This is a genomic window from Paenibacillus agaridevorans (assembly GCF_018604145.1).
In the GTDB taxonomy this organism is placed as follows: domain Bacteria; phylum Bacillota; class Bacilli; order Paenibacillales; family Paenibacillaceae; genus Pristimantibacillus; species Pristimantibacillus agaridevorans.
Window position 1 is genome coordinate 8,382,098 of record NZ_CP075889.1, and the last position, 21,429, is coordinate 8,403,526.

Genomic DNA, 21,429 nt, shown 5'->3' on the forward strand with positions numbered 1-21,429 from the left:
GAGCACCAAACAGGATCGGGAGCTAACGGGAGAGGCTAACCTCTCCCGCCCGTGTTCCCGGCAACCGCAAGGGGGGAGAGCGACATGGCATCCATCAGCAAATTAGGCCGCCATCAAGAAAAGATGGCGTTCCTCTTTATTACTCCGACGATGCTGCTATTTGCCGCGTTTACGATCGTACCCGTCGTTATGGCGATGTTTCTCAGCTTTACCAATTACGACGTCGTCAGCCGGATGGACTTCGTCGGCGTGGACAATTACAAGAGGCTGGCGGGAGACGCCTTGTTCTGGCAGACGTTCAAGAACGTGTTTTATTACTCCATTATTTTCGTACCGCTTAACATCATGATCTCGCTCTTGCTAGGCATGCTTATGAACTTCAAACGAATGGGCATCAAACTTTTCCGCACGATGAACTATCTGCCGACGCTGACGTCCGCCGTCGCCGCGGCCACCGTATGGATTTGGCTGCTGCACCCGGAGTTCGGTCTCGTTAACGGCATTTTGGGTTACTTCGGCATCATCGGTCCGGCGTGGCTGGCGCAGACGGAGACGGCCATGCTGTCGATCATTCTCGTTACGCTGTGGCAATCCGTAGGCTCCAATATGATTATCTACATTGCCGGACTGCAAGGGATTCCCGAATATTTGTACGAATCCGCGAAGCTGGACGGGGCGACCGCCTTCGACCGCTTCCGTTATATCACATGGCCGCAGCTTCGTCCGACGACGTTCCTTGTCAGCACGATGTCGATCATTGGCGCGCTCCAGCTGTTCGACCAGGCGTTTGTCCTGACGCAAGGCGGGCCCGGCAACGTGACGAAGACGCCGGTGTACCTGATCTACCAGCAAGGTTTCAATCAGCTGCAGATGGGATATGCGTCCGCGCAAGCGTTCATTCTGGCCATTGCTATTCTTATTTTCTCATTCATCAATATGCGCATTAACAAATCCGAAGAGCCGATTGTATAGGAGGGGATGGGATGAAGACGTTACCTACGAACCGACCAACAAATGCTCTGACCGCGTCCCCGGCCTTGTCCTACCCGGCTCGGGTCATGATCGGCAAGATGTTGTTCTACGCAGTCAGCATTGCCATAGCGGTCGTTATGTTCCTGCCTTTCTTTTGGAGCTTGATGACGTCGCTGAAACCCAGCAACGAAATTTTCTCGATTCCGATCCAATGGTTGCCGTCGGAAGTGACGCTGGAGCATTACCGCAAGGCGTTCACGACCGTGCCCTTCGGGCTGTACTTCTGGAACTCGCTCGTGCTCGCCGTGTCGGGCGTGCTGGCGAATTTGTTCTTTGGTTCGCTTAGCGGCTACGCGTTCGCGAAGTTGAGTTTCCGGGGCAACAAGGCGATGTTTCGCGTCCTGCTGGCCGCTATGATGATTCCCGGCATCGTTACGATGATTCCGAGCTTCTATGTGCTCAAGCACTTCCCGCTGGTGGGCGGCAACGACTTGCTCGGCGGCGGCGGCAACGGATTTCTGAACTCGTTTTGGGGCATTATTTTGCCCGGCGCTTCGGGGTCGTTCGCGGTGTTCTTTATGCGCCAGTTTTTCCTGACGCTGCCCTCGGACATGATGGAGATGGCCCGGATCGAAGGCTGCAAGGAGTTCCGCATTTTCTGGAACATCTATCTGCCGCTGACGAAACCCGCGCTCGCGACGCTTGGCATCTTTACGTTCCAGGCGGGCTGGAACAGCTTTCTGTGGCCGATGATCATCTTAAACGATCCCGACAAGGCGACCATTCAGATGGGATTGCAGGCGTTCTCTTACAACTATCAGACGGATTACGGCCCCATGATGGCCGGCGCGCTGATCGCGATTTTGCCTATTCTGGTGCTGTTTTTGCTGCTTCAGAAATATTTTGTGCAGGGCATCGCTTTTACTGGCGTCAAGGGGTGACGGGCAAGCGCAGGCAACTTCAATCATCACGGACGGCATAATGTGCTAAACCATTCTAATATGGCGAAGGAGTGCATGTGATGAATAAGCAATGGATATCGGGAAAAAGATGGATGGCGGTCTTGCTGGCTGCCGCGCTTGCCCTGCCCGTCTTCGCAACGGGAGCCAAGAAGGCCGATGCTTTTACGGCGGCCAACGCCGACACGGCTATGAACGGATTCGTCAGCACGTTCTACGATCCAGTCGCAAAGTATTTCTACACGAACAGCGACCATCTGATCCATCCCGAGCATGCTCACGGTCCAAACGGCGGGTTGTATACCGACTTCTGGTGGGAAGCCCAGCTATGGGAAACGGTTATGGACGCTTATGAGCGGACAGGAAGCAGCACGTACCGGACCATGATCGACGATGTGTACGACGGATTTAATGCCAAGGTGCCAGATATGCTCGTCAATAATTTCAATGACGATCTGGGCTGGTGGGCGCTGGCTTGCATGCGTGCTTACGAGCTGACAGGGACAGACGAATACAGGAACCGGGCATGGTTCTTGTTCAACGAAATTTACAGCGACTACGACAGCACTTACGGAGGCGGCATCTGGTGGAAGCGCGACGGCACGTCTCCGCAAAAGAACATCGCTACCAACGCGCCGATGGTCATGACGGCAATCAAGCTATTAAACGCGACCGGCGACACGACGTATCTGACGAAGGCGCAGAACATCTATAACTGGATCAAGAGCCGGCTGATCTCCGGCAGCAAAGTGAACGATCATGTGGAGGGAAGCGGCAGCGGGACGGTTGTGGACTGGGATTTCACCTACAACTACGGAACGTTCCTCGGCGCGGCTTTGGCCCTGCACCAGGCGACGGGAACTGCAAGTTATCTGACGGACGCGAACAACGCGGCGAATTACGTCATCAACAATATGACGTTGTCCTATTCCTTGTTGTACGAAGGGGAGAACGACGCAGCCGGGTTTAAAATGATTTTCGCGCGGAACCTGAACAAGCTCCGCATCGCGACGGGCAACGCCTCCTACCTAAACTTCCTGCAGCAGAACGCCACGCAGGCGTTTAATCATCGGAGGACGTCGGACAATATCATCGGCAGCGACTGGACGGCGCCGACGGGATCGGGTTACGTGCAGAGTCTCGCCGCTGCCGCAGGAGCTTCGATTCTGCAGTTCACGCCGCCGGACAATTATACCGGCAATATCGCAGGCAACGGAACTTATGAAGCGGAGAATGCTCGCAAGACGGGCGCGATCATTTCCGAAAGCACGCATGCGGGTTATAGCGCGCGCGGCTATCTGGCTGGATGGAACAGCAACGGCTCTTCCGTTACGTTCCATGTCAATCAGAACTCGGCGAGCACGCGAACGGTGACGATCAGGTACGCTGCCGGAGCGGGCAATGCGGGACGATATGTTGCCGTTAACGGAACCGTTGTGGCGAACAATCTGTCGTTCGGCAATACGGGAGGCTGGGGAAGCTGGAATACGGTTACGCTCAGCGTCAACCTGAACGCAGGCCATAATACGATCGTGATCGGCTACGACAGCTCGAAGGGAAATAACAATTATTTGAATCTGGACAAAATCTACGGACTGTAGCATGGAGGGTGCATGAAGCGGAGAAACATCCGATTGGCGGCTGCGCTTGCCGCGGCGATCATCCTTGTATCGGCGGGGGCCTGGCAGGGCGGTTATCTGGATTCGTTGTTCGGCAAGTCAGGCGGCAAATGGGCAGAGCGTGCGGAAGAGGCTCAAAGGCAGTTCAATACCTCGTTCTGGGACGAGAACAAGGGGTTATATAATAATGCTGCGCCATGCATGCTTCAGCTGTGCACGGACCCGTTCAACTATTGGTGGCTTGCGCATGCGGTCGACGTACTGGTGGACGGCTACGAACGGACGGACGACGAACGTTATGAGGAGCAGTTATCCAAGCTGTATGACGGGATATTAAACCGCAACGCCGGCGTTTTCCCGAACGAATATTACGACGATATGAAATGGATGGCGCTCGCTTGGCTTCGCGCTTACGACGCGAAGGGCGAGGAACGATACAAGGAAGCGGCGCTCGTTCTGTGGGAAGATATCAAGAAGGGCTGGAACGACGAGATGGGCGGCGGCATTGCCTGGCGCAAGACGCAGCTCGATTACAAGAATACGCCTGCCAATGCTCCTGCGGCGATTCTGGCGGCAAGACTGTACCAGCGGTTCGGCAATGGGGATGATCTGAAATGGGCGGAGAAAATCTATCGCTGGCAGAAAGAACATCTCGTGGACCCCGATACCGGCCTTGTCTGGGATGGCATAAATCGGACGGGAGACGGCTCCATCGACAAGAATTGGAAATTTACTTATGGGCAAGGCGTTTACATTGGAGCGGGAGTGGAGCTGTACAACGCGACGGGAGACGAAGGTTATCTGTCGGATGCCCGCAAGACTGCCAATCACCTGGAGGATGCATTCGCGAGTCCGGCAACGGGCATGTTGCCTTCGGAAGGCGAAGGCGACGGGGCGCTTTTTAAAGGCGTGCTCGTTCGCTATATGGGCGAGCTTATCGCCGCAGACCCGGAACACGAAGTTGCGAAGGCGTTGGAGGATATGCTGAAGACGAACGGCGACAGCCTGTGGGAATACGGCAAGGGAACGGACGCGGCGTTGTTCAGCAATTCATGGGCGCAGACACCGGACGAAGTCGTCCAGCTCAGCACGCAGCTTAGCGGCATGATGCTGCTGGAGCAGCTTGCTCTTCTGGAGCGGGAAGGCCAGCTTCCATAACGATTAACGATTAACGATTGATAGAAGAATGACTAAGGCAGAATGGCATAGCGACTAGAGCGAGAGTAAGGGAGTGGAGACAGCATGGTATGGAGCACACGGGCCGATCTGGCCCAGGCAGCGCTGGAAGAACAATTCTGGAATGAACATATCGGTTTGTACAATATTGAGACGCCTTGTCCGAACGGGGAATGCAATACGATTTTTCACTATTGGTGGATGGCCCATGCCGTCGATGCGCTGGCGGATGGCTATATTCGGACAAGGAATGTTGCTTATGTGCAAAGGCTGGAGTCCTTGTACGACGGCTTGCTGAAGCGCAACGGCGGGGCTTTCCCGAACGAGCTGTACGACGACATGGAGTGGATGGCGATTGCCTGGCTGCGCGCATACGAAGCGACGGGCGTAGAACGATTCAAGGAAGCGGCGCTTCTATTATGGGACGATATTCAGACAGGCTGGAACAATCATATGGGAGGGGGCATCGCATGGCAGAAAAGTCAGCTCGATTACAAAAACACACCTGCTAACGCCCCTGCCGTCATCCTTGCGGCCAGATTGTATCGACTTTTTCAGAAGGAAGAGGATCTCCAGTGGGCGCTTCGCATCTACGCTTGGCAGAAGGAGAAGCTCGTCGATCCAGACAGCGGCTTCGTCTGGGACGGCATGAACCGGACGGGCGACGGCTCCATCGACAAGGATTGGAAGTTCACCTATTGTCAGGGCGTCTTTGTCGGAGCGGGAGTGGAGCTGTACAAACTGACGAAAGACGAGGCGTATATGCTTGATGCCATCCGAACGGCGGGCGAGACGAAAAGAATACTGACGAATACCGCTACGGGGCTGTTTCCGGACGAAGGCGACGGCGACGGCGGTTTGTTTAAAGGCATACTGGTCCGTTATTTGGCGGAGCTCGCCTTGGAAGCGCCGGGGAGGTCGGAAGCCGAGGAACTGCTCCTGTCCAATGCGAACAGCCTTTGGAGCCGGGCGCGCGATATGGAGCGCAACGTCTTCCACACGGACTGGTCTTCCCTGCCGTCGGAGCGGGTCACGCTGAGCACCCAGCTTAGCGGAATCATGCTGCTGGAACGGGTTGCGGCCTTGGAAGCTGTCGGAGTGGTCGTGTCGCAGACGGCCTAGCGGAAATAGATAAATGTATATAACCGCGTTAATCAGAAATTATATTCAAGCCACAGGTACGCTCTTCTCGGGCGTAATGCTGTGGTTTTTTTGTGTACTTGTTTAGCGCTGGTGATGCTGACGCAAATTATCGGATATGGCGGAGCAGGTGGATTATGGCGTAGAGTGACTGGAAAGGCTGCAGTTAAGCTGGAGAAAAAGCGAGTTGGCCGTTCATCATAACGGCAAGCTGTTCTGCATTTATATAGGCAAGGTCGTCTTGGACGAAAACTCCGCCTTCCAAAACATGCCCGTTATACATGATGCTGCCTTCCTCAAACAGCAGCGAGAAGGAGAGCGCGCCTACCGTAATATCGGCAGATGCAGTCTCTCGATTATAAAAGAGCTGTCCGCTATGTTTCTCCACGTATTCGCGGATCGGCACATAAACCTGGCCGTTTCTCTCGATAGATGTTTTTTGGGAGAAATCAAGTGCCCCGAGCTGCGCATGCTCGATCGGAACAGCGCCGTCTCCGGCGCGAAGGATCTCGACGCTGGGAACGACCGCCGATTCCGCTGCTGGTTCCACGTATGGAGGGTTAAACAGCCCTCCCAGCAAAGTGGCGGTTGCAATCAGTAAGACCGAGGCATTGCGAATTACGAGATTCATAAGGATACCTCCCGGGTATGAGCGTTGAATGAATGTGCTTAATGCCATCTATTGCTCCTAGTCTACCCCTGAAATGTGCTGGCAATGTAAAAGGAATATAAAGTTTTGTTTAAGATCGAACTTCATCACTTTTCGCCCATTGTCCATAGATACTAATAAACTTTATTGGGCACTGTGAAAAATAAAGACATGTTGGATTGTGTTAGTAGTGAAGGAGGGACAACAGGTGCAGGATTTATCTGAGCGAGGGGAAGCGGCTCGCAACGCCGTCATCAACTATTCGGACAATCTGGTCAAGGTAGCTTTCTCCTATCTAAAGAACATGTCGGATGCGGAAGAAGTCGCGCAAGATGTGTTTCTGGCCTATTTGCAGTCGGCTCCGGTCTTCGCGAACGGCGAACACGAGAAGGCTTGGCTGATCCGGACGACGATCAATAAGTGCAAGAACAGGTTGAAGTCGGGATGGTTCCGGAGACGCGCGGCAATGCCAGACAATCTGGGCGAGCTTACGCGGGACGAACATACGGTTTTGCAGGAAGTGATGTCCTTGGAGGAAAAGTACCGGGTCCCGATCCACCTTCATTATTACGAAGGATATTCGCTGGAAGAGATCGCGGATATGCTGCATTCCAAACCCGCTACCGTCGGAACATGGCTGGCGCGCGGACGCAAGATGCTGAGAAGCGTAATAGGAGGAGGACAAGCATGAAGAAACCAGGGTACAAGGAGGCATTATCCAAGCTGAAGATGAGCGAGGACTTTAGGGAACGTACTATAGCGATGCTGGAAAGAGAACAACACAAGATGGAAGCCGATGGAGCACACAAAGGAGAGATTAGAATGAATACAGTGAACTCGACGAAAAAGAACAAATGGGCAGCATGGTCGGTAGGCGTAGCGGCTTGCGCGGTGCTGGCGGTAGGCATTGTAGCTTGGGGCGGTAACGACGGCGGCAACGTGCCGGCGCCGGGCACGAATAACGGAGTAGTGGACTCGCAGCAGCCGGCTCCTCCTATCTCCGGCAAAGCCGCCGTTAACATCGACGGGGTAATCGAAGAAGTGGCAGCGGACGGCAAGAGCTTCCGCGTGGGCGATCTGTGGGTATCGGTAACGGATGAGACGGAATACGGCATCCCGGGCCCTAATGCGCCCGAAGCTTCCGAACAGCTCGTCAGCAAAGAGTTCAAAGTAGGCAACGCGGTATCCGGCTTCACTTCGGATGACGTGGCAAGCGGCAAAGTCACCGCGCAGCGGATCTACAACAATTTCTAAGCTATAAAAAAACCTCTTCCTAGGGTGAAGGACATCTTCTCGCAGGCCTTTCAACCAAGGAAGAGGTTTTCTTGACTTATAGGAAAGTATACGATTTGGCTCATACTTTCTTTATACGTTTCTTCTTGCGTCTGGACCTAACCGATCAGGATGTTGCTTTGACCGGCTGGACGGCCTCGGGCTTCGTGCTTGTCATCTTGCTGCTGCCGTTAAAGACGCCGCCCGACTCGATAATGAGCGAGGCTGCCGTAATATTGCCGTTAAGCACGCCCGTGGAGCTGATGGTCAGCTTGCCGCGTATCTCGGCATCGCCGTTTAGCTGTCCTGCAAGCACGAGGTCGCGGGCGCTTAAATTGGAGTTGGCAACGCCATTCTCCCCGATAATGACATCTCCGTTAGAGGAAATATCCCCGATAATGCTGCCTTCGATGCGAATGCTTGCTTCGGAACGAAGCTTGCCCTCGAAGATCGTACCTTCCCCGATAAGCGTATCTGTCGTATCCGGGTTAATCTTGCCCGATCCGGATTTGCTTTTGAACATGTTTACTCACGTTCCTCTCTGTCCTCTTGGATATAAGGAGTAGGGTCGACATGCGTGCCGTTTACGATAACCTCATAATGCAAGTGGGGGCCCGTGCTGCGCCCCGTGTTGCCGAGCTCGCCGATCAACTGGCCTTTGTGCACCTTGTCGCCTACCTCTACATGTCTGGCGTTAAGATGGAGATAACGAGTCTCGATGCCTCTCCCATGATCGATCAAAATATTGTTGCCCTGCGGATAGGTTCTCTCCGACAAGGTGACAACGCCGTCTGCCGCAGCGTAGATGGGATCGCCGCGATTGCCGCCGATGTCCAGTCCGTTATGAACGGCGGAACGGCCGGATATAGGATCTCGTCTAACGCCGAAGGTTGAGGTGATTTTCCGATTGTCCGAAGGCCAGATCGTCGGGGTAATGTCCAGCAATTGCTGGTGCTTCAGTATAGCGGACGTGGTTGCTTCCAAGCTGGGTTTCAGCTCGTCCATGAGGCTTGCGAGCAGGTCGAACTCCTGCCCTGTGCGATTCGCAAGGGAAGATGCTTCAGCCGATTGCATCAGGCTGAATTCTTCGCCGCCTTGTCCTCCTTCGCTCAGGGGCATGTTATTTGCTGAGGAGATATGTACGTCCGTCGATTGAATGCCGACGATTTCTTTCAATTGGCTCTCTAATTCCGCAATTTCGCTTATCTTGTTTTCGATCTGATCGGCTTGTGCCGACAAAGTCGTTAGATCGGCTTCCAGAGCCGCGATACGGTCGTTCTTGAACTGCAGCGACTTTTCGTAACCAGACTGCGATAGATCAAGCCGAGCCTGCAGATGTGCGAGCTTCGCAGCGCTGCCGCTGAACAAGGAGATGAATATAGCCGCGCATATTGCCAGCAAGGCGATGGCCGACGGTACGATTACTAATATGTATCCGCTTACGGTAAAACGTTTTACGGATTGGTTCGCTTCGGGAATAATGACGAAAGTAAATAGCTTGGATAACCGTTTCATTTAGGCTCATGGACCTCCTACTACGTTCCTACTCTTGCACAACCCTGTTTATTCGACAGAATAGGCCTTAATTCCTGCATGGGAGGAAAAAACGTTGCCGCATCTTGATGGAAAGTCGGATTGTACCTTACCGCGGACTCATGGTACGCTATGGTACGAGTGTAATGGAGTGCAAAGATAACTGAAAAAATGGGCAAGCAGGATGGAAGGAGTGCATGGGTTATGTTGAAATGGGATGGACATACGCATACGCGTTACTGTTATCACGGAAGCGATGCGAAGCAGGAATTGTATTTGGACAGGGCGATCGAGCTGGGATTCCAGCGTTACACCATTAGCGAACACCCGCCGCTTCCGGTAGGCTGGATCGACGATCCTAAGCTAATGGACGAGCTTGCGATGTCGATGGACGAGCTGCTGGGCTATCTGGCTTACGTTAAAGAAATGAAAGCGAAGTACGAAGGGAAAATCGAAGTGACTATCGGTCTGGAAATCGATTATTTGCCGGGGGCGTCTTCGTTCACGGAGGAGCTGCTGGAGAAATGGGGGAACGAGCTCGAGGATGTTGTCTACTCCGTGCATTATTTGCCCGGCGTCGGCGGCATGCGCTGCATCGATTTCACTGCGGCGGACTTCCGTCAGCATCTGCTCGCCCATTATGGCACGATGGATGAGGTAGCGAACGAATATTACAACCATGTAGAAGCGGCGATTCGTGAAGCCGCCAAGCTGCCGATGCGCAAGCGGATCGGACATATCAACCTGATCGAGAAGTTCCGGACGGAGCTGCCGGAAATTAGCGAAGAATTGATTCGCCGCCGGTTGGAGGCTCTGCTGCCATTGCTGGAGTCGTCCGGCGTAGGCGTTGACGTCAACATGGCGGGGATGCGCGTGGCTACTTGCGGGAAACCTTATGTGCCGGCATGGTTCCTTGCGGAGTGCACGAAACGCGGCATTGCTTGCGTGTACGGCTCCGACTCGCATAAGCCGGAGCAAGTCGGATTTGGCTACGAATGGTTCGAGGAGACAATGGCGCGTGGTTAAGCCGGGGAGGGGCGTGAGGCAGCAAGCTGCGTCTACGACCGGATATGAAGATGGACAGGCAGATGCGCCTGCGACCGGGCATGTATATAGATGGGCAGATGTGCATGGTACGGCCGTGAGGGAATCCGACGAGCCAGATGCGCCTATCGCAACGAAGGAATCCAGTCAGCCAGGTTCGCCTGTCGAAATAAATGAATCCGAACATCTAGATGCGCCTGGCGCGGCAGTAAAGGAATTCGTCCATCCAGATGCGCCTGGTGCCGCCTGTAAGGAAGGTGCCCAGAACAGTGCGCGTGTTGTCGTGAGGGAAGTGTCCGCGAATGACGAGCGTCTGTCCATGTTGATCGCACAGCTAGACGATTACCTGGCGGGCTTGTATCCGCCAGGAGAAATATTCGGCGTGGACTTCTCGGAGCCTTCTACATCGAGCATGGTGTTCGCCATTGTTTTCATGGATGGGCGGCCCGTGGGCTGCGGCGGAATTCGGAGCCTGGACGGCGACACTGCAGAGTTGAAGCGCTTCTACGTAGTACCGGATGTTCGCAGGGCGGGGATCGCGGGGAAGGTGTATCGGTTTCTGGAGAAGCGTGCAGCTGAGCGGGGGCATTCGAGGCTTCGGCTGGAAACGGGCGAGCCTCAATTCGAGTCCATCGGTTTCTACCGAAAGCAAGGTTTCTACGAGATCGATAGGTTCGGAGAATATGCGGAATGCGAGTCCAGCTACTGTATGGAGAAAATAATCAGCCTATGAGAAGCGGGGAGATGGTTCCCTCCTCTATAGGCTGTTTTTTGTCGTTTAGGAAATGATGCAACAACTTCGAATGAGGATAGCGCACCGAGTTACCCCTATAGTTGTTCAGTCTTTATCTTTATAAGACAAACAATTTGCCATCGCGGAAATAATAAATATCCTCTCTCTTAAATCCGTATTCTAAGCTCCTATGCTTAATATGTGGTTCAAATGTAAAGAGAGTTACTTCACTCAGCCTAGTCTTATTTCCCGACTCAAAATATCTCCTGTTGTCCTTATTAAACTCAATTGTATGGCCCAAATTCCCGGCAAAATCAAGGTTAATATAATCGAGTTGGTTTATTACCTCATTCATATGCAGGTAGACATCTTCAAAAGTCATGTCAGGTTTGATATAGTTCATAAATATGTTATGCAGGTTCTCTTCAACTTTAACCCCATCCATAAGCTCAAATTCATTATTGCTACATTCTAATGCATCTACACCGACAGCCTTCCCATCAATGATAATAAACGTTCGGGCATAGTCGCCCCAATAGGTATTAAACTCTGGACTTAGGTCTACAGTTACGATATCATTCCTGCCGACTAATGTTTCCGAAGGCTTATAACCCTTGCCTGATTCGGAAATGGTTGTTCTCTTTCCAACGTGAACAAATGCCCCTATACCATGATACCAAAAACTATTTACGCCATTGGCTCTCATAATGTCTTCGGTTATACAAACAATTTCACGTTCTGAAATACCTTCTTTAATTACATTCTTTAACTCGCTTATTGTGGATTTAGCGATGGATTGAACGTGTAGATAATTTGACAATTGCTCCACAAATAACCCACCTTTAACGTAAGAGTCTTTTTTATTTTTTCCTAATTTAAATAAATGAGCATAATGGTCGGCCGCGCTATTGAATTGTTGCAGACTGTGGAGTACAGCTCTATTCAGATTTCAGTCCTTCAGGTAACGGGTACTTGAGCTTTCAAGCGAAGGAGTCCTTTCGGTGAGTCCATCGATCTGCGAGTGGAGCTTTGAAACATTTTTCGACAATGAATGCCCGTCCAATTTACTAGAAAATAGTATATTAATTGGTAACCGCTATGATATAATATAATGCAATAGTCCTACATACAAATGAAAAGGGAGTGTATTATGTCATGGCAGTTATCGGTCTATTTTCATTCTTTGCAGTACTTTTCTTCATAGTGATGGCGATTATCCCACCACTTAGGCGAAAGATTTCTCCAAGCTTCACCCTCAAGAAAAGCATGTTATTTGGTCTTATTGCATTCATTGTCTTGGTTGTAGCTTTTAGCGTAGATTCTGATGATACGAATATGACTGCCGATGTTGACAAATCAGTTGTCGAAACGGAGTCGAAACCAAAATCCGAACCTACAAGTGAGACAGATAAGAAAGAAGCAGTTGTTGAAGATAAAGTAGAAGTAGCTGTTGCGACACCTGAGCCAACAGTCAAACCAACACCTGAGCCAACAGTCAAAGAAACAGCAAGCCAACGCAATGCAGTACGTACAGCAAAGAATTACCTAGAGTACACGGCATTTTCAAGGAAAGGTTTGATAGAGCAGTTAGTGTTTGAAGGTTACGATAATACTGATGCCGAATATGCAGTTGATCGAGTAAACGCAGATTGGAATGAGCAAGCCGCCCTAAAGGCAAAAGATTATCTTGAATACTCGTCATTCTCAGAGCAGGGTTTAATAGAACAATTAGAGTTTGAGGGATTCACGAATGCACAGGCTAAACATGGGGTAAGTATTGCATATGAATAACATATTTGAGGGCGACTAATGGTCGTCCTTTTTGTTTACCGGTAATAGTGTTTTCAGTTCAATCAAGTCGTTTATAACAATATCAGCCTTAGTAAGTTCATCGCTTTGTGCGAAATCAAAATTACATCCTATGGCAACCAAACCGTTGTCTTTTGCTGCATTTATATCTGATAGGCGGTCCCCCACCACTGCTGCAGTAGTAATCCCATATTTTACAATAATACTTCTTACTAAGTCTGACTTGTTCAAAGATTCAATTTGTTGAATACTAAAGGTCTCAGTAACCCAATTATCCAAGTTATAATGATTCACAATTGCATTTAGATATTCTTTTAAGCCATTACTTGCTATGTATATTGAACAATTATTCTCTTTTAAATGAGTGAAAATTTCCTTTACGTTTGGATATAAAGCACCTTTCCCATATCTTATATTCTTTATTAAAACTTCCAGAAAGTAAGCATCAGTCTCTTTTCTTACTTCATCAGAATGATAGGGTAATAATGCTTCCCAAACTTTTGGTAAAGGCACTCCCATAATTTCACGGTACTTTTCAATAGGTGTTGCTCTATCCCATTCATTTAGTGACCTTAAACGATCAAAAGTATCTTCGAGTGATATCTCTAATATTTTTTCTGTTTGAAATAGTGTTCCATCCATATCAAAAATTAGTGATTGCGACATAGCTTCATCTCCCCTTTTCAAACTACATTATACAAATCAAACACACGTAATTGCCTGCCCGTTAGGCTTAATGATGTGGAAGCAGTCTAATATTTTATTTTCTCAGTCTACAACTTTATTTTCTTTGGACATATGGGCCGGCCGAGAATCTAACAGACTCACGAGACACTATTAGCCCGTTTTACGCAAGGATCAAATTCTAACGGACAGGATCGCCGTTATATGGCTGAAATATAGCAAAAAGCTGCTCTGATGGTGCAAATAGAGGCGCGTGTGTCCGAAAGATTTTAGAAATATCAGTTAATCGAAGAATAGCGACGCTCCTGTCCGTTAGAAGGAAACCTTGCACAACGGAGCAATCAATATCGCCCGTCAGGGTAATTTTGATCCCCAGCATGGTGGGAGGGGCCGCTGCGGGCGGAGACTAAGTCGGCGTCATCGATCTAGAAGCTCGCTGACTGGCAGCTTCTCAAGATTTAAGTCGGCGTCATCGATCTAAATCTCGCCGTCCGACTGCTTTTCAAGCTGCCAGCAAAACTCCGCTACCCGACACTTCGCTCGAAGGCGACGATCCACTCGCCCTTCGTCGCTGCGTAGCCGGAGTCGCCTTCGGCAACCAGGCCGTAAATATTTTTGACGTCGAGGAATTCGCGGCGCGTGCCATTCTCGAACTCCAGCGTGATGTAGTAATAAGTGCGCGAAGAGGACGACATATGACCGATGCCGTCGTTGCCGTGATTATGGTGGTTCGTATGATGTCGCACGTCCATCCGTTTGGCCACGATTTTGGCGAAGGTGCTTTCTTGGGGCGAACTTGCGTTTTTCGCGTGTTTGACTCCGGAGAAGATGATACCGCCGATAACGACCGCGAAGCCGATGACGATAATAATAGGAACAACTGTAATCATGAAGTCAAAGCCAGCCGGAGCGCCGAAAGGATCTACCATAATAAATTCCTCCTGATATCTGGAAATTGAACCGACTTTCGTAATACGTCATTTCCCGGGAAAATGTTGCATGATCCAACGAAATTCGTCTCTTGCAATGTTATGCTGCCTTCGATTCACTATAGAATCGCCCATAATACAATAACATTCTATCATCACGTCATTCCTGTCGCTGATCCGGTGATTTACAATTGGGACGGCTGCTGGCGAGCGAAGGCAAGGTGCTGGTGCTCCATCCGGGACATGTTCAGACGAATATGCAAGAGAAGTTGGATGTCGCGGGAAAGCTGACTCCGGACGAGTCCTCCGAACGGATTATGGTACTGATCGACCGGCGGTTGGCGGTAGACTTATCATCTGGCGAGGGATTGGATTAACTGGACGAAGAAAGGGGGACTCTGCCTTGGTGAATTGATCCGGAGTCATTTGCTTGCTTGTTATGTGAGGAGACATCAAACGAAACCGAAACCAACTAGAATGGCCGCGCCTTCGCTAATGTAGCGGAGAACGAGGCCATTTTTTTAGGGGAAGGGCAGAAGGGGGCCATGCTAGTGGCGCGCGTTGCCGCATCAGCCTCTTAGTGGGGCACATTTAGAGGCATTACGGCACGACGAAGCAAAGAACTTTGCTTCAATGTCCCCGCCAGTCGATTTACGGCACACTGCCAGCAACAGCGCCCTACCACCAGCTCATATCCATATCGGGATCCCGCACGTAGATCATAACCTCGTTGTTGCCGTCCTCTCCCATCAGCTCCGGATAACGGGCGGCTCCCCTAACGTGGATGCTCTTCACGCCGGTCACGTCCACAATGACCCTATTGCCCGGGGCAATCAACTGCTCGTACATATACTTTGTCGTTACGCCGTTAACGGTCACGTATACGTCCATGACCTGCTCCGATTCAACCTGGATGGCCACCTTCGTCAGAACCGTGCCGGCGCCATCCTCCCATTCCGGAGTCGCTGCTAGCACGATATCCTCATAAGGCTCCAGATAAAACAGATTCGAACCGAATCCCGTTCCGCTGCCCGGGTATAGATAGGACCCTGACAACGACTCCTCCGGTTCCTCATATGCGTAGTCTTCGCCAACGACGGCTAGCATCCGGTTTAGAATCGTGGCGATCTCCGCCCGCGAGACCACCCTGTCGGGATAGAAATAGCCACTCCCGTCCGCCGTCATAATGCCAAGATCCATGAAGCGGTAGAGAGCGTCGGCTTTGACGTAATCCAGGTCTCCGGCAAAGTCCGTCCAGTCGCTTTCCTCAATGACGGCCAGAAGCGGCTTCATGAGGGAAAGAGACTTCTGGCCGTCCTCGTAAGCCTCGAAAGAAACGAAGGTTGTTGTCCTGACGTCCTTTACGGCTGCTATCCCGGCGAGACCGTCGGAAGAATCTAATTGACCAATGGATGGTCCCGGCATTCGACCGAACAAAGCGTCGAGCGTCATGAGCACTTCCCAGCGCGTCATGCCTTTCTCGGGCTTATAAGTATAGCTTTCGTCGAGAAAGTTTTGCTCGTCGGCCGCATAGATGGGGTCGATCGTGGAATACAGCTCGGCGAATTCGCGGCTAGCCCAATGGTTATCCGGTACCCCGGGGATACTTGAAGGCTCGGGATTGCGGAGCTGGGGGAACAGGCGGTATACCATGACCGTAAATTGGGCTTTGGTCACGTTCTGGGCCGGGCGGAAGCTTCCATCCGGGAAGCCCGTCACGATGCCTTTGCGGCTCATCTCGTCGATGGAGGGTTTGGCCCAGATGTATTTGGCATTGCCGTCCACATCCATGAATCCTGCAAGGACGGGGGAAGTCCAGGCAACGGCGAGCATGGCGAGAACGAGGAAGGTCGATACGTATTTTTTCAAGGGAAGCGGACTCCTTCTTTTAGCGTAGTCTGGATGCAAGCTTCGAATGAACAAGATTCGGCGAGCTAATACCAGCAGGCATATTGTACCAAACTGGAGTATCGCGCTTCCTTGAAAAAAATGGATAATGGAGACTTTCGGCCTAAAAATGCAATTCCTTATCGAAACCATAAATCCTTGAACCGCACCCAGCTTAACGATTCAAGCGTAATGCCTTGAACGGAGGGGTGGAACGCTGTCTTTAGATGTTTGCGATAAAGGAAGCATAAGCTGTCGCGGCCGGTAAGCTCCTGCTCGATACGGATGAACAGCTTGGCGCGCGCCGCGGGATCGGCCTCCGCCATAACGGCTCGCAGTCTATCGTTCATGACCGAGGCATCGCGATCCGGCATGTGCTGCAGCATGCTCGTATACAGATCGACGAGCCGAAGCTCGCGGTATTCGTCAAGCATAATCGCAAACAGCAGCAAGTCGGCCTCCATTCGTTCGCCGCCTTTGAACTGCTCCGCCGGCAGAAGCCGGATGTCGAGACGGATGCCTTGCGCTGCCAGCAGTTCCGCGACCAGAGAAGCATCTGCCGCATATTGCGGAATGGTCAGCAGCGTCAACGCGCTGTTGCCAGAGCGTTCGTAATAGCTGTTCAAACCGGCGATGAGCTCCTCAAGCTCTCCCTCCAAAAGCGCTTCTGGAACGAATGGAGCCTGTCTGCCTTCCTTGTCTCCGCCGCTGGCTCGCAGCCAGAAGCTGGTGGCTTCCTCGATAACGTCGCCAGACAGCAGTCGAAGCAGCTCGCCGCGGTTGATCGCGCGATTCAGCAGCCTTCGGAGCCTTGGGTTAGCCAACGCGCCGTCCTTTAATTCGTTCATGGACAGGAACTTGCAGGTCGTGCCGGACTGCCGGACTTGCTGCCACTTGGAACCCTCGTTCTCCAACATCCTTACGTTGTGCATCACTTGATATTGCCGCAGCTCGCTGCTGTCCTGATGAGGCTGGCCGTCCGGAATCGGCATCGTCCACAATTCAACCCGGTCCAGAAAGGGCCGTCCCTGAAAATAAACCGGATTGGCCTCCAACGTCAAAATTCTTTGGTCGCTGGAAAGAAGGCGAAAAGGACCGGTGCCTACGGTCGATCCTCCAAGGCTGCCGACTCCGAACCGCTCGCTCTCCGCTTCGCACACATCCTGCGGCACAACGGAAGCGCGGTTCGTGGCGAGGAACGGAAGAAACAGCTCGCACCGTTTCATCAGCTGGAACCGGATAGTCGTGTCGTCGGGCGTCTCGATGGACTGTATCCCGCGGTAAACCCAGCTGTACAAGCCGTCCGGCGCTTGCCGACGCAAGCGTTCGATGGAGTAGGCCGCATCGGCGGCCGTCATCTCCCGTCCATGATGGAACATGACGCCTTTCCTCAGATAGAATGTCCATTCGGTCCGGCTGTTGTCCGACTCCCATGCATGCGCCAGATGCGGAAGCACTTCGTTGCCGCGGCTGTCCATTCGCACGAGGCCATCGAAAAGCTGGTGGACGAGATGCGATTCTCCAAAATAATGAATATTGGCAGGATCGAGGCTGGCAATCTTGCCGGGAAGCGGAAAGCGCAGCGTATCGGTCCTGCGTTTGCCGTCCACTTGGGACCGAAATCCGAACTGGCTCGCCAGCCAATCCTGGAACGTTTCTCTTGCAGCGAGCCCGTCCGCCCCCTGAAGCGTGTCCAGCCCGGCCTGCAGATCGCCGCGCCCTACATGCTCTTTGGCTTCTTCCAGCAACATATATTCAAGAGGCACGAGGAACACGAGCTCCGACCGATTGCCTCTGCCGCGGCGCGACTCCCATCTGATCCAGCCATCGCTTTCCATCCTCTTCAAGATCATGACCATATTGCGCGTCGTGCATGCCAATCGCTCCGCCAGCTCGAAGGTGGTCGTCAGCGCGGCCTCTCCGTCGGCAATCGACGAATAGGCGCGTCGGAGCGCGATATAATGCCTCCGGATCTTCATATCCGCCAGCCCCTTCCTCTAAAACATGAAATTACGACTTCGCAAATTGCACTTTTTGTTCTTATTTTATAGGTTACAATAAAATTAGGAAAAAGCAAAGTAAAGGGAGGCACGCGTGATGAGAGATCCAGCGCCTTGGCTGAAAAGATATAGCCGGATGTGGATGATCGCCCTGCTGCTCGGTTTCATAGGACAATACTTATTCGTGAGGCAAACGTTCGGTTTGTCGGTACCCATATTCGTCGCCTTGTGTTACGGCTTGTTCTTCTATTCGGTGAAAGGCAGGCTCGGCGGTTTTGATAGATGGAAGGGGCAGTCGAAGACGGGGTGGCTGCTGTTCGGACCGATCGCGGCGCTTGCGGTCAGCTATGCCTTGTTTGCAAATGAACTGTTCCGTTCGCTGAATTTTTTGGGCCTAATGCTGCTAATGGTTGCTCAAAGCATGCTGTTAACGCGAGGCGGCTCGCAGCCTTGGCATCGTTTCGGATTTTACGGCGACTTGTTGAAGCAGTGGCTGCTCATTCCGTTAACCCATATAGGGGTGCCTTTCGGCATCCTTGCCGGTTGGTTTCGCATCGAGAAGGGGAGCGGACGCTTAAGCGGGAAGCTCGGCAAGATCTTACTGGGCCTTGTGATTGCGGCTCCGCTGTTGATTGTCGTCGTGGCGCTTCTTGCTTCTGCAGACGGCATCTTCCGATCCTGGATCGAGAACGTTCCCAATCTTTTCGACGTCGAATCGGTCGGTGACTGGTTTGTGAGAATATTCATCGGCGGATGCATCTCCTTCTATCTGTTCTGTTTTGTATGGGGACTGTTGTTCCGAAAGACGAAAAGCGACGATGAAGGGCTCGAGGCAGCGTTCCCCAGGGAGCCCCATGGCAGCACGGCGGAAAAATCAGGTACGGGAGCCCATGTCGATTCGACGATCGCTGCCACCGTTCTGGTCTGCGTGAACTTCGTTTATGTTTTTTTCGTAGCGATCCAATTCTCTTATTTGTTCGGCGCGGCCGAGGGATTGCTGCCTGCAGGGACGGCATATGCGGAATACGCTCGTCGAGGTTTCGCGGAGCTCGTCGCCATTGCCATGATCAACATGGGGATCTTGTTGTTAGGGCTGCATTTCGTCAAGAAGGAGAGCGGGCTGCTAGACCGATTCAGGCAAGTGCTGCTGACCGTGCTCATGAGTTGTACGCTCGTCATGTTAATATCCGCGTACAGCAGGTTATCTTTATACGAGGAGGCATATGGTTTTACACAGCAGCGGCTGCTCGTGCATGGCTTCATGATTCTGCTCGGAATTATGATGATGGCCGCTATCGTCCGAATCTGGTATGGCAGATATTCGCTGGCCAAGGTCAATATTGCGCTTGCGGTTGTCGCATACGTCATTATGAATTATGCTAATCTTGACGCGCGGATTGCGGAGAACAACGCGGAGCGCTATGAGCGGAACGGGCGCATGGACTGGGCGTATATGTCCACCTTGTCGGCGGATGCGGCGCCGGCTCTCCTGAAATTGCAGGAGCGGCATCCGGAGCTTAAGGAAGTTCGAGATATTTTAGCGGAATTACGGCTGGAAGCGAAGGACAGGAAGGGATGGCAGTCCTGGAACCTGTCGCATAGAAGGGTTGAGAAATTAGTAAGTCATTGATAGGACGGGAGGTGAAAGCTTGAGCAGGAGAAAACGATGGCTGTTGCTCTACATTCCGGCTTTCATTTTGGCGATGTATCTCTTCTTGCATTTTGAGAACAACGCGATCGAAATATCGACTCACCGAATCGCATCGGAGAAGCTGCCGCAAGGGTTCGACAGTTATCGAATCGTCCAGCTCTCCGATCTGCAGAGCAAAATGTTCGGAAGGGACCAGCGTCCACTTCTCAAGAAAGTGGAGAAGCTGAAGCCGGATCTGATCGTGGTCACCGGAGACCTCGTCGACGCGCATCATTATGACGAGGAAGCGAGTTACGCCATGATGGAAGGAATCGTACGTATTGCGCCGGTCTACATGGTGGTAGGCAATCACGAATATGCGGCGGCCGAGTATCCGGAGCTCGAGGAGCGTCTGATCAAGCTGGGCGTGCGCGTGCTGCGCAACGAACATGATATTATCCCGCTTGGAGACGGCTTTTTGCGACTGGTCGGCGTCGATGATCCGCTGTTTAACCGGGAAGGCGACGGGAGCGCGGACAAGCTGAATATGCATCTGGCGGAAGCGATGGAAGGCATCGAACATTCGGAGTCGTATACGATTCTTCTCTCTCACCGGCCTGAGCTGTTCGACGTATATGCCGAGCAAGGACTGGATTTGACCTTCGCCGGACATGCGCATGGCGGTCAATTTCGTATTCCGTTCGTGGGAGGCGTCTATTCGCCCGAGCAGGGCTTCTGGCCGAAGCTATCGGAGGGAAAACACGACAAAAACGGCTCATCGCTCATTATCAGCAGGGGCCTTGGCAACAGCGTCATCCCTCAACGGTTATTTAACAGGCCTGAGATGATTTCAGTGGATCTGGTTCGTGGCGGAGGAACATCGTAGAACATGTCTTGCATGCTTACAAAAAGGCGATTGTTCCTAATGGATGAGCCAATGCGCTGCTCGGCCCGATTGCGTACAATAGGGTATGGATCATGACGAAATCGAAGGATGAGAGACCATGCCCTGCTACCACGGGAAAGTTGTCATAGTCAGAAACGAAGGCACGATTATTTTCGGACATATATGGGAGAATTCCCCGAGCTCGACCTCCGTTACGACAACGGGCCCCGGCGAGAGCACGGTGGAGGAAGAGGCGCTGGAAAGCGCCGAAAGCAGCTCCGTCAGGCGCCGGCGCCGCCGTAAAGCACGGGGATGCAAGAAGCGAAAGCGGTAATTGCCTGATTGGCCGTGATCGCACCTTCCCCGTGCATCCCGGAGCGGACTCCGCTGATGGATCGATGAATTTCGGAAAATGATTTAACAGAATTGGATCTCCGCAGGCTAACTTTGCCTTGCAATAGCCCATTAAACTGAGGGCGCATACATATCGGTTGTTACGGGACTCGA

22 protein-coding genes are annotated in these 21,429 nt (G+C 52.1%); 14 read left to right on the forward strand and 8 right to left on the reverse strand.

Translation table 11 applies throughout. From position 1 onward, the window contains the following. Positions 1-84 precede the first annotated feature (84 nt). The 5 genes from KJW29_RS33425 to KJW29_RS33445 all read left to right on the forward strand — a co-directional run bounded on the left by KJW29_RS33425 (position 85) and on the right by KJW29_RS33445 (position 5,848). A complete protein-coding gene (locus KJW29_RS33425; RefSeq protein WP_214627862.1) occupies positions 85-972 on the forward strand; it encodes a carbohydrate ABC transporter permease in 888 nt (295 codons plus the stop codon). 86 nt (positions 973-1,058) lie between these two features. After that, positions 1,059-1,913 (forward strand): carbohydrate ABC transporter permease, encoded by an 855-nt coding sequence (locus KJW29_RS33430; RefSeq protein ID WP_214631431.1) that lies wholly within the window; start codon positions 1,059-1,061, stop codon positions 1,911-1,913. Positions 1,914-1,993: 80 nt separating this feature from the next. Further along, on the forward strand, positions 1,994-3,532 hold the full coding sequence (locus KJW29_RS33435; RefSeq protein ID WP_214627863.1) for a glycoside hydrolase family 76 protein: 1,539 nt from the start codon (positions 1,994-1,996) through the stop codon (positions 3,530-3,532). Positions 3,533-3,544: 12 nt separating this feature from the next. Then, positions 3,545-4,708, forward strand: a complete 1,164-nt coding sequence (locus tag KJW29_RS33440; protein ID WP_214627864.1) for a glycoside hydrolase family 76 protein — start codon at positions 3,545-3,547, stop codon at positions 4,706-4,708. An 84-nt stretch (positions 4,709-4,792) separates the two neighbouring features. Further along, the gene (locus tag KJW29_RS33445; protein ID WP_214627865.1) at positions 4,793-5,848 is read left to right on the forward strand and encodes a glycoside hydrolase family 76 protein; all 1,056 of its coding nucleotides are present in this window, start codon (positions 4,793-4,795) and stop codon (positions 5,846-5,848) included. 184 nt (positions 5,849-6,032) lie between these two features. Here the strand turns inward: KJW29_RS33445 and KJW29_RS33450 are convergent, their stop codons facing one another. After that, a complete protein-coding gene (locus KJW29_RS33450) occupies positions 6,033-6,497 on the reverse strand; it encodes a hypothetical protein (RefSeq protein ID WP_214627866.1) in 465 nt (154 codons plus the stop codon). Positions 6,498-6,723: 226 nt separating this feature from the next. Here KJW29_RS33450 and KJW29_RS33455 point away from each other — a divergent pair, with 226 nt between their 5' ends. Both KJW29_RS33455 and KJW29_RS33460 read left to right on the forward strand, forming a co-directional pair. Continuing rightward, positions 6,724-7,206 (forward strand): RNA polymerase sigma factor, encoded by a 483-nt coding sequence (locus tag KJW29_RS33455; RefSeq protein WP_214627867.1) that lies wholly within the window; start codon positions 6,724-6,726, stop codon positions 7,204-7,206. Beyond that, the gene (locus tag KJW29_RS33460; RefSeq protein WP_214627868.1) at positions 7,203-7,769 is read left to right on the forward strand and encodes a hypothetical protein; all 567 of its coding nucleotides are present in this window, start codon (positions 7,203-7,205) and stop codon (positions 7,767-7,769) included. The genes KJW29_RS33455 and KJW29_RS33460 overlap by 4 nt, the downstream gene beginning before the upstream one ends. A gap of 145 nt (positions 7,770-7,914) precedes the next feature. Here KJW29_RS33460 and KJW29_RS33465 read toward each other — a convergent pair whose 3' ends face one another. Then, positions 7,915-8,310: a bactofilin family protein gene (locus KJW29_RS33465; protein ID WP_087569728.1), complete on the reverse strand. Its 396-nt coding sequence runs from the start codon at positions 8,308-8,310 to the stop codon at positions 7,915-7,917. Positions 8,311-8,312: 2 nt separating this feature from the next. After that, complete coding sequence (locus KJW29_RS33470; RefSeq protein ID WP_214627869.1) at positions 8,313-9,302, reverse strand: M23 family metallopeptidase; 990 nt, start codon at positions 9,300-9,302, stop codon at positions 8,313-8,315. A 222-nt stretch (positions 9,303-9,524) separates the two neighbouring features. Here KJW29_RS33470 and hisJ point away from each other — a divergent pair, with 222 nt between their 5' ends. Together hisJ and KJW29_RS36375 are read left to right on the forward strand one after the other, a co-directional pair. After that, complete coding sequence (hisJ, locus tag KJW29_RS33475) at positions 9,525-10,346, forward strand: histidinol-phosphatase HisJ (RefSeq protein ID WP_246608488.1); 822 nt, start codon at positions 9,525-9,527, stop codon at positions 10,344-10,346. After that, complete coding sequence (locus tag KJW29_RS36375) at positions 10,339-11,097, forward strand: GNAT family N-acetyltransferase (protein ID WP_246608489.1); 759 nt, start codon at positions 10,339-10,341, stop codon at positions 11,095-11,097. Before hisJ ends, KJW29_RS36375 begins: the two co-directional genes overlap by 8 nt. A gap of 118 nt (positions 11,098-11,215) precedes the next feature. On the opposite strand, the gene KJW29_RS33485 is transcribed toward KJW29_RS36375, so the two are convergent. Next, positions 11,216-11,926, reverse strand: coding sequence for a M24 family metallopeptidase (locus KJW29_RS33485; RefSeq protein ID WP_214627871.1), 711 nt, complete (start codon positions 11,924-11,926; stop codon positions 11,216-11,218). A gap of 326 nt (positions 11,927-12,252) precedes the next feature. On the opposite strand from KJW29_RS33485, the gene KJW29_RS33490 reads away from it, so the two are divergent. Beyond that, a complete protein-coding gene (locus KJW29_RS33490) occupies positions 12,253-12,888 on the forward strand; it encodes an Ltp family lipoprotein (protein ID WP_214627872.1) in 636 nt (211 codons plus the stop codon). Between the two features lie 15 nt (positions 12,889-12,903). Here the strand turns inward: KJW29_RS33490 and KJW29_RS33495 are convergent, their stop codons facing one another. Together KJW29_RS33495 and KJW29_RS33500 are read right to left on the reverse strand one after the other, a co-directional pair. Continuing rightward, positions 12,904-13,572, reverse strand: coding sequence for an HAD family hydrolase (locus KJW29_RS33495; RefSeq protein WP_214627873.1), 669 nt, complete (start codon positions 13,570-13,572; stop codon positions 12,904-12,906). A 542-nt stretch (positions 13,573-14,114) separates the two neighbouring features. Further along, complete coding sequence (locus KJW29_RS33500; protein WP_214627874.1) at positions 14,115-14,519, reverse strand: DUF2500 domain-containing protein; 405 nt, start codon at positions 14,517-14,519, stop codon at positions 14,115-14,117. A gap of 191 nt (positions 14,520-14,710) precedes the next feature. Between KJW29_RS33500 and KJW29_RS33505 the strand changes: the two genes are divergently transcribed. Next, complete coding sequence (locus tag KJW29_RS33505) at positions 14,711-14,896, forward strand: Rossmann-fold NAD(P)-binding domain-containing protein (protein WP_214627875.1); 186 nt, start codon at positions 14,711-14,713, stop codon at positions 14,894-14,896. 301 nt (positions 14,897-15,197) lie between these two features. Here the strand turns inward: KJW29_RS33505 and KJW29_RS33510 are convergent, their stop codons facing one another. Together KJW29_RS33510 and KJW29_RS33515 are read right to left on the reverse strand one after the other, a co-directional pair. Beyond that, on the reverse strand, positions 15,198-16,388 hold the full coding sequence (locus KJW29_RS33510) for an S-layer homology domain-containing protein (protein WP_214627876.1): 1,191 nt from the start codon (positions 16,386-16,388) through the stop codon (positions 15,198-15,200). A 158-nt stretch (positions 16,389-16,546) separates the two neighbouring features. Beyond that, on the reverse strand, positions 16,547-18,385 hold the full coding sequence (locus KJW29_RS33515; RefSeq protein ID WP_214627877.1) for an ABC transporter substrate-binding protein: 1,839 nt from the start codon (positions 18,383-18,385) through the stop codon (positions 16,547-16,549). Between the two features lie 118 nt (positions 18,386-18,503). Between KJW29_RS33515 and KJW29_RS33520 the strand changes: the two genes are divergently transcribed. The 3 genes from KJW29_RS33520 (at position 18,504) to KJW29_RS33530 (ending at position 21,256) form a co-directional block, all read left to right on the forward strand. Continuing rightward, positions 18,504-20,036: a DUF4153 domain-containing protein gene (locus KJW29_RS33520; protein WP_214627878.1), complete on the forward strand. Its 1,533-nt coding sequence runs from the start codon at positions 18,504-18,506 to the stop codon at positions 20,034-20,036. 19 nt (positions 20,037-20,055) lie between these two features. After that, positions 20,056-20,922: a metallophosphoesterase gene (locus KJW29_RS33525; RefSeq protein WP_214627879.1), complete on the forward strand. Its 867-nt coding sequence runs from the start codon at positions 20,056-20,058 to the stop codon at positions 20,920-20,922. Positions 20,923-21,040: 118 nt separating this feature from the next. Next, entirely contained in the window at positions 21,041-21,256 is a 216-nt protein-coding gene (locus tag KJW29_RS33530) for a hypothetical protein (protein WP_214627880.1), read from the forward strand. Positions 21,257-21,429 lie beyond the last annotated feature (173 nt).

Excerpts from the sequence above, each read along its gene's own strand:
- KJW29_RS33515 (WP_214627877.1), bottom strand. The coding sequence starts at position 18,385 with ATGAAGATCCGGAGGCATTATATCGCGCTCCGACGCGCCTATTCGTCG.
- KJW29_RS33500 (WP_214627874.1), bottom strand. The coding sequence starts at position 14,519 with ATGGTAGATCCTTTCGGCGCTCCGGCTGGCTTTGACTTCATGATTACA.
- KJW29_RS33445 (WP_214627865.1), top strand. The coding sequence starts at position 4,793 with ATGGTATGGAGCACACGGGCCGATCTGGCCCAGGCAGCGCTGGAAGAA.
- KJW29_RS33490 (WP_214627872.1), top strand. The coding sequence starts at position 12,253 with ATGGCAGTTATCGGTCTATTTTCATTCTTTGCAGTACTTTTCTTCATA.
- KJW29_RS33425 (WP_214627862.1), top strand. The coding sequence starts at position 85 with ATGGCATCCATCAGCAAATTAGGCCGCCATCAAGAAAAGATGGCGTTC.
- KJW29_RS33530 (WP_214627880.1), top strand. The coding sequence starts at position 21,041 with ATGCCCTGCTACCACGGGAAAGTTGTCATAGTCAGAAACGAAGGCACG.
- KJW29_RS33470 (WP_214627869.1), bottom strand. The coding sequence starts at position 9,302 with ATGAAACGGTTATCCAAGCTATTTACTTTCGTCATTATTCCCGAAGCG.
- KJW29_RS33430 (WP_214631431.1), top strand. The coding sequence starts at position 1,059 with ATGATCGGCAAGATGTTGTTCTACGCAGTCAGCATTGCCATAGCGGTC.
- KJW29_RS33460 (WP_214627868.1), top strand. The coding sequence starts at position 7,203 with ATGAAGAAACCAGGGTACAAGGAGGCATTATCCAAGCTGAAGATGAGC.
- KJW29_RS33450 (WP_214627866.1), bottom strand. The coding sequence starts at position 6,497 with ATGAATCTCGTAATTCGCAATGCCTCGGTCTTACTGATTGCAACCGCC.
- KJW29_RS33495 (WP_214627873.1), bottom strand. The coding sequence starts at position 13,572 with ATGTCGCAATCACTAATTTTTGATATGGATGGAACACTATTTCAAACA.
- KJW29_RS33435 (WP_214627863.1), top strand. The coding sequence starts at position 1,994 with ATGAATAAGCAATGGATATCGGGAAAAAGATGGATGGCGGTCTTGCTG.
- hisJ (WP_246608488.1), top strand. The coding sequence starts at position 9,525 with ATGTTGAAATGGGATGGACATACGCATACGCGTTACTGTTATCACGGA.
- KJW29_RS33520 (WP_214627878.1), top strand. The coding sequence starts at position 18,504 with ATGAGAGATCCAGCGCCTTGGCTGAAAAGATATAGCCGGATGTGGATG.
- KJW29_RS33440 (WP_214627864.1), top strand. The coding sequence starts at position 3,545 with ATGAAGCGGAGAAACATCCGATTGGCGGCTGCGCTTGCCGCGGCGATC.
- KJW29_RS33465 (WP_087569728.1), bottom strand. The coding sequence starts at position 8,310 with ATGTTCAAAAGCAAATCCGGATCGGGCAAGATTAACCCGGATACGACA.